The 12,089-nt window shown below is 60.0% G+C and carries 10 protein-coding genes; all 10 read right to left on the reverse strand.

Annotated elements, in window-relative coordinates; translation table 11 throughout:
• Positions 1-68: 68 nt before the first annotated feature.
• Positions 69-740, reverse strand: a complete 672-nt coding sequence (locus H9646_RS04920) for a histidine phosphatase family protein (RefSeq protein ID WP_191722209.1) — start codon at positions 738-740, stop codon at positions 69-71.
• A gap of 307 nt (positions 741-1,047) precedes the next feature.
• Entirely contained in the window at positions 1,048-2,181 is a 1,134-nt protein-coding gene (locus tag H9646_RS04925) for a DUF1513 domain-containing protein (RefSeq protein WP_191722210.1), read from the reverse strand.
• Positions 2,182-2,185: 4 nt separating this feature from the next.
• Positions 2,186-3,190, reverse strand: a complete 1,005-nt coding sequence (locus H9646_RS04930) for an imelysin family protein (RefSeq protein WP_191722211.1) — start codon at positions 3,188-3,190, stop codon at positions 2,186-2,188.
• A complete protein-coding gene (locus tag H9646_RS04935; protein WP_225213980.1) occupies positions 3,190-4,659 on the reverse strand; it encodes a di-heme oxidoreductase family protein in 1,470 nt (489 codons plus the stop codon). The genes H9646_RS04930 and H9646_RS04935 overlap by 1 nt, the downstream gene beginning before the upstream one ends.
• A 229-nt stretch (positions 4,660-4,888) precedes the next feature.
• Positions 4,889-6,079 carry an imelysin family protein gene (locus H9646_RS04940; RefSeq protein WP_191722212.1) on the reverse strand — a complete coding sequence of 397 codons (1,191 nt, stop codon included), beginning with the start codon at positions 6,077-6,079 and terminating at the stop codon, positions 4,889-4,891.
• 87 nt (positions 6,080-6,166) lie between these two features.
• Positions 6,167-7,105 (reverse strand): PhzF family phenazine biosynthesis protein, encoded by a 939-nt coding sequence (locus H9646_RS04945; protein ID WP_225213981.1) that lies wholly within the window; start codon positions 7,103-7,105, stop codon positions 6,167-6,169.
• A 241-nt stretch (positions 7,106-7,346) separates the two neighbouring features.
• A complete protein-coding gene (locus H9646_RS04950) occupies positions 7,347-8,531 on the reverse strand; it encodes an aminotransferase-like domain-containing protein (protein WP_191722213.1) in 1,185 nt (394 codons plus the stop codon).
• A 227-nt stretch (positions 8,532-8,758) separates the two neighbouring features.
• Positions 8,759-9,358, reverse strand: a complete 600-nt coding sequence (locus H9646_RS04955; protein ID WP_191722214.1) for a LysE family translocator — start codon at positions 9,356-9,358, stop codon at positions 8,759-8,761.
• Positions 9,359-9,538: 180 nt separating this feature from the next.
• Entirely contained in the window at positions 9,539-10,774 is a 1,236-nt protein-coding gene (locus tag H9646_RS04960) for an HDOD domain-containing protein (RefSeq protein WP_318244904.1), read from the reverse strand.
• 35 nt (positions 10,775-10,809) lie between these two features.
• Complete coding sequence (flgL, locus tag H9646_RS04965; protein WP_191722215.1) at positions 10,810-12,087, reverse strand: flagellar hook-associated protein FlgL; 1,278 nt, start codon at positions 12,085-12,087, stop codon at positions 10,810-10,812.
• Positions 12,088-12,089: the final 2 nt, after the last annotated feature.

A 12,089-nucleotide genomic window follows, 5' to 3' on the forward strand; every position in this document is an offset into this window, starting at 1 on the left:
CTTGCGAAAAAAATGCGCTGCTGTGTGCCGCAAAGCATGCGCATGCATGCCTGAGCAACCGTGCTTTTTTATGCGAATGTCACCCAGCTGTGGGTCTCGGTGGTGTCGAGGTGGTTGAGCGTATTAAAGGTCTGCAGCATCAAGCGTTTGGGGCTCATGCTCAGCTCTGTCACCGCCGTATTGCGTATGCGCATATTGAGTGCGATCGACACCTCGGGCGGGCTGCCCAGCACTAAGCTGGTGGCGGTAGAGATGGGCCCGCCACTGCTGACGAGCAGCACATTACCTGCGTGGTGCTGGTGGCGTATTTGCTCCAAGGTGTGGCGAATGCCATCTGAGAAATCTTCCCAGCTGGGCATGCCTTCAGGGCTGATGACGCCCGACATCCACTGTGCAATCGCATCACACAGCAAGCGAAAGTGCGCGCGGTAGGTCTCAGGTGTATCTGCCGGACCCAAAGGCTCCGGGTGTATGCAGCGAATCAATGCGTGGCTGTCGTATTCATTGAGGGCAGGTAAGGCCTGCGCCTCAGGCAGGCCTGGCAATGCCTCACGTATGCCTGCCAATGTTTGTACGTGGCGTTTAAGTGTGCCGGTATAGACCGCATCGAAGTGCATCGAGCGTTCTTGCCAGTAACGGCCCAGCTGCTGTGACTGCTGTGCCCCCAAAAGGCTGAGCTGGTCATAGTCTTTGGCCCCAAACGATGCCTGGCCGTGGCGTACAAGGTAGATGGTTCCCATGGGTGCCAATTGTGAGGAATCTCATCTGGTCGGACTGTCTTGCGGGAGACCTGTTTTAGACCCGTGTGGCGTTGTTGCGTAACTCGTCGCCAGGGTCGCAGGTTTTGGTGATGAGGTAACGCAGCAACTCTAAGACCCGTTACCGGACGACCAGCTGGAAGCAATGCAACGCCCAAGAGATTGATGCCTTGGTGGAGTGGCTTCGAGTGTTGTAGCTATCTATTAGCGTTGAAAGCGATGAATGAGCCACCGTGGAACCAGTGCTTGTTGCGAGAACTGGCCCCACGGCTTTTGAGCGCTGTAGCGTTTAAATCTGCACCCAGTGGTTATCGAGTGTCAGATGGGCGGTGCTGGCGACGGCGTTGCGCTGGGGCCATTGCAGCACCTGCTGGGCACCACCAGACCACAGGGTGCTGGTGCTGGGTTGCAAGGGGTGGATGACGCTGTCATTGCTGACGCAGTACACGCCTTGCTGGCTGTCCTGGCGCAGGCACTGGCCTGTGGCTTGCGCAGTGGCGGGCACTTGCCACCATGTGAGCTGATCTGCACGGGGACAGCTCACAGCAAAATGCTGACCGTGGCAACTGATGTCACCGCCGTAGCCTTGCCATTGAGCCCCGGTGGGCAAGTCTGCGGCATGCAGTTGCTGTCCATCAAACAGCGCCAAAACGGGGGCTTGCTGTTTTTGCTCGGCACTGTCGTGTTCGGCCTGCAGCGCAATGCCCAGCCAGCGGCGCTCTGTGGCCCAGGCCACCTCAGGCCCCCAGGCCAGGTGGCGCAAACTCAGCCGGGTATCGGTCAAGCGCCATTGGCCAGCAATCTGACCATCTTGCGCAGGCAGCAGGCGCGCAATGGAAGAGTCCATGTGCGTGAGCTTGAGTTTGCGACGGCCCGTTTCAGGCTGGGTGGGAATGCCGCCGTTGGCCACCATCAGGCTGCCGTCACGGTCCAGCAGCAACTGGTGGGGGTCCATGCCGCCGGTGCGCCATTCGGCGATTTTTTCCAGCGTACGCACATCGCGCACACCGATCAGCCCCTGGCTGTCGGCCAGATCCGTCTCGGTGGTGTACAGGTGCATGCCATCATGGCTGGCAATGACATGGCCGTTGAAGGCGCGGTCAGCTTCAATCCAGTGCCACTGTTCTTGACCGTTCGGGTCTACGCGCAGCAGCCAGTCCCCGGGGCGGCGGCTGGCAAATAGCAAGCTGCCATCGGCCAGTTGTGTCATGCCATGTGCGCGGGTGGGTATGGCGTGCGCATGCTGAATGCGCAGACTTTGATCGGGGGAGGCAGGCAGCTGCAAAACCCCCACATAAAGCTCTGCGCCCACGGCCCATGCGGCTGCGAATCGGGGTGCGTTGTCGGTATTGGCCCAACTGGCCAAAGGCATGCTGGCCAGGACTGCCATGCCCTGCAGCCATTGCCGGCGCGTGCTGAGCATGGGCCTAATCCCCGTCTGCGTCAGAAAAACCGATGGTGACGTCCAGCGACAAGGCGACGTCGTTTTCCACCAGGTGCTTGAGCTGCTTGAGCGCCTTGTTGGCAGGGGTGATGGCGTTGAGCGAAACCTTGTCGATCGATTGCATGGCGCTGTCAGCTTGCTGTACAGCAGCGCGCAGCTCATCAGCCAGGTGCTGCCAGCCCTGTACTTCCACCAGTCTGGCAAGGCTGACGTTGTCAGGCATTTGCGGGTTGCCGATGGCCAGTGTGCGCAGGCCGCTCCATTGTGCTTTCCAGCTGGTCAGTGTGCCTTCGCTGGCGGCACGGGTGACTTGCGCCGGCTTGCTGGCGGTGGCGCTGCGCAGGGGTTTTTCCATGGCTTGCCAGCGCAGTCGCTCGACGCCGCCAATCCACTGGTTCAGAAATTCAGCCGTACTGTCAAAATCCAGCGCCGTGAAGTTGGCCGCTGCCTGGTTGGCTTGGTGAAGCTCTTGCAGCTCCTGCGTCAGGTCGGCAGCCACCAGACGGGCGTACTGGCATGTTGGTGTCTTGGGCGCAGCCACGTCGACCCACAGCAGATGCTCAAGCGCAGGAAAACCTTTGGCAGGGGCCCCGATGGTTTCCATTGCCGCGAGATCTTTCGGCGCTTTGCGCAGCGCCGCCTTGAGCAGCGGCAGGCGCATGGGCTGAAAGTCCACCATGCGGGCGGTACGGTGTTCAATCTGCGGACCCATGGCGACCGCAGACAGGCGCTCCCAGTCTTGGCTGGCCTGTGTGAAGTCCCCGCGCACTTTCTCCAGGCTGGCCGTGCCGGTGCAGTACTGCTGCAACTGGCTTTGCAATTGCTGGGCTGAGGTGCTGGCCTGTGCAGACTGCGGCACAAACCATTGTGCGTATAACGCCTGCGCAGCTGCGCCCGAGGTCAGAGGCGGGGCTGGCGGTGTTGCGGCATGGCTGCTCACAGCCATGCACAGCGCGATCAGACTCAAAGAAAGTGGGGCAAAACGCATTACAGGGATTCCACAAATTGAACCAGGGCTGCGCGGTCAGGCGCAGGCATGTGGCGGAATTGTTCACGCGCTGGCTCGGCTTCACCGCCGTGCCACAAAATTGCCTCGGCAACACCACGGGCACGGCCATCGTGCAGCAGACGCTGGTGGTTGTTCACTGCGGGCAGCAAACCAATGCCCCACAGGGGCGGGGTACGCCATTGCTGGCCGTTGGCGGCAAAGTCAGGGCGGCCATCCGCCAGCGCCGGACCCATGTCGTGCAGCAGCAGGTCGGTATAGGGCGTGATGTCCTGTCCGGACAAGGCCTTGCTGCTCAGACTTGGAAACAGTGTCTCACTGGTGCGATAGCTGGGGCGGTGGCACTGGGCACATTGCGCGGCATGGAACAGCGATTCACCACGCAGCACTTGTTCATCTTGTGCGTTGCGACGTGCTGCAGGGGCCAGGGTGGATTGGTAGAAGATGACCTCGTCGAGCACATAGTCTTCAATTTCGACGCCGTTTTTGCCTTTGGCATTTCCTGTGGGGGCTTCCAGACAGTCTTTTTGTGCAGGGGTGCAAGTCTGGTGCGGAAAACGTTTGGACGTAATGCCGATATCGCCCAGAAAAGCGGCGGACGACTGGTGCGCCACGCTGGCGACATTGGCCTTCCAGCCAAAACGGCCAAGCATCATGCGCTCGCCATAGGCATCCCAGACATAGTTGGGCTGGCCTTTGATGGTGCCTGCAGTGGCCGCCTGTGCCTTGGCATTGGCCAGAATGTCTGATTCGGCAATGGCTTCCAGCAGACCCAGGCCAATCACCTGGGGTGCAATCCGGGGGCTGACCATGACGTCGGCCGCCATGGGGCCGTAACCCAGGTCCGTGAGATGGTAGATGGGCTTTTCCAGGGCATATGCCGTGCCATCTGCGTATTGACCGGGGATGGTTTCGTAGCTCAGAGTGAGCGTGCCTTCACCTTTGACCCCGTTCACACCCATGGTGTTGAATTGATCGCCATACACGGGTTCATGCTTGGGGCCGCCGTGTGCATCGGTGCCGGGCACCGACAGGCGCATCAGCAGGCCAGCAAAAGGCTGTGGTGCCAGTGGATTGTGAAAATCAGGCGGCTGCGCGCGTCCATCTTGTACATGGCAGCCAGCGCACGAGCGCGCCAGAAAATGAGGGCCCAGTCCATCACGCGCAGTGGTAGACGCCGGGGCTTGTACCCAGTTGCGTTTGAAAAACGAGTTGCCCACCACAAAGCGTGTGCGCTCTGCATCGTTCAAATTGGCGGCGGGCAGAGAAAACGCATTGCGCCCATTGGAGTACACCGTCGTCTTGCCGCCGGGCTGTGCGTCGGCGGCAGGGCGATCAAACAAAGCGCTGGGGGCTTCAGAGGCAGTGGAGCTGGGGGCCGATTGTGCAGTGCAGCCTGCCAAAACCAGGGCAGCGATCAATGCCGAACCGTACATGTGCAAGGGCGTCATAAAGCGTTCAGAATTTCTAACAAATACACCGCAGGTTCAGACCTGCTCACTCCCACCTTGAAGTGGGGTTGCTTGGCCTTGGCGTACTGCTTGTACTGCGTGCGGCTTCGCGCTCTGTCCCCCGCGCAAATCTTTGATTTGCAGGGGAATGTGAGTTTGTGTGAGTGGTTCTTAATATGCCCAACGGGCGGCAGCGGTGTATGGCAGACGCAACCGAAGTTGCGTGCGATCAGGGTTCAACCAGATTCAGTTGCTCAATGCCGACAGCCTTGGCAGCATCGACCAGGTCTTTGCTTTGCTGAGTCAGCGAGTCGATGGTGGCTTGAATCTTGGCGCGTGCAGCACTGTCGCGTGCGCCTTGAATGGCTTGGTCAAACGGTGCTGGAATGGCTTGGGCAGAAGCTACGGATTTGGCAATTTGCAGCGAAGTCTTCTGAGCCGCGACTGCGTCGTGTGCTGCCACCCAGTCGCGCAGACCGGGGCCCTTGAGTTCAGAGCCGTCCAGGCGCTTGTAGCTGCCTAGCCAGACGTTCTGGATGCCTTGTGCGTTGGTGACTGCATCGCGGTGCGTGTTGTCAGAAAAGCACGAATGCTCATCTTCCTGGTCACGGCTGGCCATGGCCACTTCCAGGCGTTCACCAGCCAGCTCTCCGCGCGACAGTGAACCAAGGCCTACAAAAATCTTGCGCAGTGACTCTTCTCCCCCCTTGGAGAACTCTGCGCGAAAGTTCTTCTTCATGCCCGGTTTCCACTGATCAGCCACCGATTGCAGATCATCAATCAGCAATTCGGTGACCACCTTCAGGTAGGCACGGCGGCGGTCGGCGTTGGGTTTTTTACCGTCAATGAAGTCGGTAAAGGGGCGTGCGCCGGGGCCGGTGTCGCTCAAATCCTGCCCCCACAGCATGAACTCAATGGCGTGCCATCCGGTGGAAATGTTCTCTTCGCCATCGTGCTCGTTCAGATCTGCCAGGCGCTTTTTGGTGATGGGGATTTTGCGGTTGTTGATCAAGCCGGCGTTGTCATCACCCACCACGTAATCCACGTATGACTCATCCATGGGCCATGCATTGATCTGGCCTTCGGGGCCGTCTTCGTTATCGATAGGGCCGTCATAAAAGCGAAAGGCTTCCGTCTGGCCGTAGAACTCGCGGGCATCCAGCCATGCCTGACGGGCTGCATCCTGCGTGGCCTGGCTAGGTTTGACCAAAAAAGCATGGATGGCTTTTTGCATCTGCTTGGCCGCAGTGATGGTGTCGCTGTAATTGGCATACACCAGCGTGCTGTAGTGCTGTACCACGTCCTGTGCCTTGAGTTGACTGGCGCTTGCGCTGGCGGCGGCTACAGGTTGAGCGGCAAAAGCGGGCGTCGCAGTGACGGCACCCAGGGCGAGCGTGCTGGCAATCAGGTAGCGGTACATAAGGGCAATAGATATGAGTGGAAGAAGGAAATGGGTATTTTATGCGATTGATAATTATTTTTATTTGCCTTTGAGCAAAAGGAGCGTTTACAAAAGGACAGTGCCATTCACGCAAGTGACCGTGTGGCCGCCGATCCAAAGTTGTTTTTTTGCGTCACGCTGGACAGACACCCAGCCGTCACGACCCATGCAGGCACCTTGATTGGCCATATAGGGCGGGGATAGATGCCCCTGATTGATGAGCCACTGTGCCAGGCTGCCGTTGAGGCTGCCGGTGACCGGGTCTTCCATGCCCGTGGTCGAGAAAGCGCGCACTTCCAGCTGTGCTGGGCCCTGTGCAGGACGGGCGCGCAAGCCAGTGGCAAAAGCCTCGGCTTCCCGGCAGGCACGCCCAATCAGGGGCGCGGCATCGCTGTCTTGGTAGAGGCTGGCAACGCCGACTTTGTGGCCCAGCGCTTTGATCTGGGCCATGTCTGGCTCCAGAGACAGAACGGTATCGGGGCTGTCCAGCAGCAGGCACAGCCACTGGGGGCCGTTGTCCAGATAGGCTGCATCGATCACTTGTTCGGTGGTAATGCCCAGTGCGCGATACACCTCGTGCAAATTGTGAGGTAGCGGCAAGGCGCGGGAGTCAGGGGTTGCAAAGGCCAGCCCGGAGTGTGTGCGCTCAATGGTGATCAATCCTTTGGCGCACTCTTGCACGATGGTGCCCGTTGACTGTGGCTGTCCGCCACTGGCCAGCCACGCGTGGCAGGTGCCCAGCGTGGGGTGGCCAGCAAAAGGCATCTCTGCCGCCGGCGTAAAGATGCGCACGCGGTAGTCCGCGCCTTGTGCGCGGGCAGCATCGCTGGGGGGCAGAACAAAGGTGGTTTCCGACAGGTTGGTCCAGCGTGCAAAGGCCTGCATGACCGATGTATCCAAACCTGTGGCATCCAGCACCACTGCAACCGGGTTGCCTTTGTAAGGGATGGCGGTGAAAACATCCACGGTCATGAACGGGCGCGATAGGGTGGCAGTAGTGGGCATGTGATGAACTGCTGAGGAAAGCCGAAGAAAAGACAAAGAAAAAGCGCATCACCTGCGGCAGGGGATGCGCTTGGAACGATACGCCACTGAGAGCCGCTAACACACCACCCTGGATACGTCGTTGCTTTGCCTTGTCGTAGGCCTGTACTGCCTGCGGCTTCGCGCCTCGTCTCCAACACAAATCAGAGATTTGCTGGATGGTGTGAGCGGCTTTTCAGGCCGCGCCGTTGGGGGCTGTGAATTACTTGGCCAGCTGCGCGCGGATGGCCGCAGCCAGCGCGGCAATGCCCTTGTTGATTTGCTCAGGCGACACGGTCACGTACGACAGGCGCAGTGTGTTGTGCTCTGCTTCATCTGCATAAAACGGAGCGCCCGGCACAAAGGCCATGCCACGTTCCACAGCCTCAGGCAGCAGGTCTTGGGCATTCATGCCCTGGGGCAATGTGACCCACAGGAACATGCCGCCAACGGGGCGTGTCCAGTGCACATCCAGACCTTCCATTTCACGCTCCAGCGCCACCAGCATGACATCGCGCTGCACCTTGTACATGGCGCGGATGGTGGGGATATGGCTGGCCAAGAAGCCATCCTTCATCACCTCTGCCACCACGCGCTGGTTAAAGCTGGGGCTGTGCAGGTCAGCAGCCTGCTTGGCCTGGGTCAGCTTGCCGTACACCGACTTGGGAGCCACGATAAAGCCCACGCGCAAGCCGGGGGCCAGCACCTTGGAGAACGAACCCATGTAGATCACGCCCTCAGGGTTACGAGCCGCCAGAGGCAGCGCAGGCTCGCCCTCGTACCACAGGTCGCCGTAGGGGTTGTCCTCTACCAGCGGGATGTCCAGTTCCTTGGCTTTGTCCACCAGGGCCTGGCGACGTTCCTCGCTCATGGTGCGACCGGTAGGGTTCTGGAAGTTGGGCAAGATGTAGGCAACGCGCGCCTTGTCTTCGCCAGAGCCAACTTTGGCGGCAAAGTCGTCAATCAGCATGCCTTCGCTGTCGCTGTTCACACCCACTGCCACAGGTTCAAAGGGGGTGAAGGCTTGCAGGGCACCCAGATAGGTGGGTTTTTCCACCAGGATGCGGCTGCCCTTGTCCATGAAAATCTTGCCGATCAGGTCCAGTGCCTGCTGCGAGCCCGTGGTGATCAGGATCTGCTCAGGGCTGACATCCCAGGGCAAGAAGTCCGCAATTGCCTGGCGCAGCGCGGGAAAACCTTCGGTGGTGGAGTATTGCAGTGCCGCGGCACCATCACGCTCCATGACCGTGTTGCACGCTTGTGTAAAGGCAGAGATGGGGAAGCTGGCAGGCGCTGGCAAGCCGCCGGCCATGCTGATGATGCCGGGGCGGTCAGTCAGCTTCAGGATCTCGCGGATCGCGGAGGAGTTCATCTTGGCAGCACGTGCTGCCAGTGTCCAGTTCGTCATAACTACTCAATTTCAATAAGCAGCGCGCGCACTGTGCGCGTGCTGGCGATGGCTTGTTGCAAAGAGCATACCGTTGTGCAGCATGGCCAGATAGCCCCTGAAAGTACGGATGTCTGGGGCGCATTGGCATTGGGCGTCAGACCGCAGGGTAGGCGGCGGCGCCGGTGCAGCTATTGTGGAGCCAAGCGCCACAGCTTGCAGGGCTGCCACAGAAAAAAATGCGCAATTTAGGCGCGCAGCATCCAGATGGCGGTGGCGATCAGCAACACAGCCATGCCACGGTTGAACCAGAGCAGGCGCTGGCCGCGTGCCAGCCATTGGCGTAAAACCGCGCCAATACAGGCATACAGCAGGTTGCTGGACAGGGCGTAGAACGCCATGACGGGCAGCACCACCAGCATGCGGGCGGTGAAGTCGACTTGGCCTGCCACCCAACCTGCGACGATGGTCAACGCCAAAAGCCATGCCTTGATGTTGACAAATTGCAGCAAAACCCCTTGCACAAAGCCCACTTGCAGCTGCGATGGTCGCGCTTGCGCCAGTTGCTGGCTGGCCGACAGCTTCCATGCCAGCCAGAGCAAGTAGCCAATGCCCACCGCTTTGATGCCCCAGCGCAGTGCAGGCACGCTGGTGACCAAGGCTCCAACGCCCAGGGCGCACAGGATGAGCAGCAAAGTCCAGCCGACGGGCACAGCGACCACAAAGCGCAGGCTGCGGCGCAGGCCGTGGTTGGCGGCAAGCGCGGTTGACAGGGTGGTGTTGGGGCCGGGCGAAAAGCTCATGGCGGTAGCCAGAAGGAGCAAAGCCGAAAATTCTTGCAAAGACATGGCGCACAAAAAATGAGTGCCTTACTTTAGAGGGGCAGGTGCAGCGCTGCCAGCGCGTTTGTACCGATGCTAGGCGTGAAAGAAAAAACAGAAGCTGTTAGCGCTTACCCAGTCTAGATTTTAGATAGTTTTGATACTGAAATTCTTGTGTATAAAGCGCTGGCAGCTCTTATATTTTCATTAACGGCCAGCCCAGCTGGGGCGCTGGTTGGGCCATTCGCAGACCAGGCGCAGCAAGCTGCGGTTGACGTGCTCGATGGAGATGTCATGTTCTTCGCACAGTGCACGAATGGTGTCTGCGCCATCTTCGCGCTCCAGGGCCTGTGCCAGTTGCAGGCTGGGGGCGTAGGGGCCTTGACCGCGTACGGCGGCGTCGGGAATGCGTTCAGACAGCGGCAGCCGCGTGAGCGTGGTCTCCAGCGGTTCATCGAGCACTTCATGCAGGCGCGAGAACAGGCCGCACAAATAAACTTCGCTGCGCAGCTCCTGGCTGACGCCGGCATCCAGCAAATGCGAGGTGAGCTGGGCGCGCATCACGCTGGACAGGCGGATGGGTTGCAGGTCTTTTTCGTGGCTGGCGTGCACCAGTTGCGTAGCCAGCCATTCTTTCAAGGTGCCGTAGCCGAGCATGACCAGCGCGCGGCGCAGTGAGTTGATCGGGTTGCGTGCCCCCAGAGCTGCCGAGTTGGCGTACAGCATGAAGCGGTAGGCCAGCAACGGGTCTTCACTGAGGATGGCTTCAAATGTTTCCAGCGACTGGTCGGCGTCGACCGCTTTCATCAGGCGCAGCACGTGTTCGTGCGAAGGGTGCAGCACACGGGCACCACGGATGCGGTGCAGCACGTCTTCGGTGGGCCAGCCCGCAATGGCGCTGGCGTGGTAGTGCTCCAGACAGCGACGCGCCAGCGACTGGCTGTGGATGTCTTCATACATCTGGCCTTCCAGCAAGGCCAGGCGCTGCGGCACGGGCTGGTCAACGGTGGCGCGCATCAGGATCAGTGCGTCCTGGGGATCCAGGTGCAGCAAACTGCAGGCGTAGTCATTGGCTTCAGCGGTGGTGGGCAAATGGTTCATGCCGCCACGCCACACCAGGGCAATACCGCGCTGCGCCGCCTGTGCCACGCTGGCTTGCAGATCGGTGGAATGCGCCAGCCAGGCCGATTGCACCTCCAGCACCCATGAGGGGCAGGGCGTGATGTGCGACAGCAACGCCTGCAGCAATTGCGGCGATTGGGGCGACAGCAGCAGCAGCGGTGAGGCTGGGGCCCACATTTCGCGCAAGATGCGCAGCAAATGGGCGCTGTCCACCGGCGTTTGAGGGTCGTCGTGCAGGAACAGCTGCACGCCGCTCAAATGCCGCTCGGCATTCCACAGTGGGCGATAGCCCATCACCAAAGCATTCAGAACAAATTCCACGTTGCAGCCCTAGGGTGTCAGGTGATGGTGCCAGCTTATCGGATGTAGTCGAACAGCGACAGCTTCTGGATCGATGCGTAAGACTGCAGGGCTGCTGACACCGCGGTTTCCTGCGACTTCAGCTGCGACAGTGCCTTGACCATGCCTTCAGCGTCGTAGTCCTCCGCCGCCACACGCTGTGCTTCCATCTGCTCGTCGCGCAGCAGCAAGGTGTTGCCCATGCGTTTGGCCTGGTTGAGCAAGTCACCAGCAACACCACGCACGGTAGAGACGCGGTTGGCTGCGGTGTCAATTTCGGCCAGCGATTTGGCAATGCCATGCGCCAGTCCACCATGGGCCGTGGTGCCGTCTGTCTTGACGTTGTTTTTGACGCCAGCAATGGCCTCATCCAGTACGTCAAAGATCGACTGTGTTTCGCTGGGCTTGACCGTGAAAGTGTCACCCGCTTTGGGCTCACCAGTGATGGTCAGCTTCATGCCCGCCACGTTGATGGCCTCGCCAGACTTGTAGGCCACATCGGTCACTGGGTTACCGTTGGCATCCTGCCAAGGAACGGTCAGGAAGGTGCCGGGGTTGGCGGGGTCTTCTTGCTGGTAGGTGATGCTGTAGGTGGGCTTGCCATCAGCGTCTACGCCGAACTTGATGTCCAGTGGGCCAGTGGCGGTCAGGTCTGTGGCAGCAGGGTCAGAGATGGTGCCGATATCTGCCCAGGCCGTGCCGGTGTTGCCACTGCCAATGTCGACAGCCAGCACACCGTTGCCCGTTTTGCCATTGAAGAATGCCAGGCCACCATCGAGCGAATTGGTGATGGTGTATTCACTGCTGTTGGGCTGGCCGGTCTGGATGCCATTGCCGCCGTTGGGAAACGGGGTATTGGTTTCCGTGTCCAGACCGCGAAACAGAGGCAGGCCATTGCTGTCTGTGCGGTTGCTGTACTTGAGGATCTGGTCGCGCAGACTTTGCAGCTTCTCGACCAGCGTATCGCGTTGTGTCTGGTTGTAGGTGCCATTGCCGGCTTGCACCAGCAGTGAACGGAATTCCTGCACGGCATCGGTAATTTCGCCCAGTGTGGACTCGCCGTATTCGATGGTGGCGGTTTGCGCATTCAGCATGCGCTTGTCGGTTTCGATGCGGTCCATGCGCGTGCGGGCACGCTCGGCCTGCGCAGCTGCAACCGGGTCATCACTGGCGCGCAGCACGCGCTTACCGGCAGAGGCATGCTCCATCTGGCTGGCCAGGGTGGCTTGCTGCTTGCTGATGTTGCTGATGGTGCGGTCATACATGTTGGCCGTACCCAGGCGTGAAATGCTCATGT

It is taken from the genome of Comamonas avium (genome assembly GCF_014836675.1).
Classification (GTDB): domain Bacteria; phylum Pseudomonadota; class Gammaproteobacteria; order Burkholderiales; family Burkholderiaceae_C; genus Comamonas; species Comamonas avium.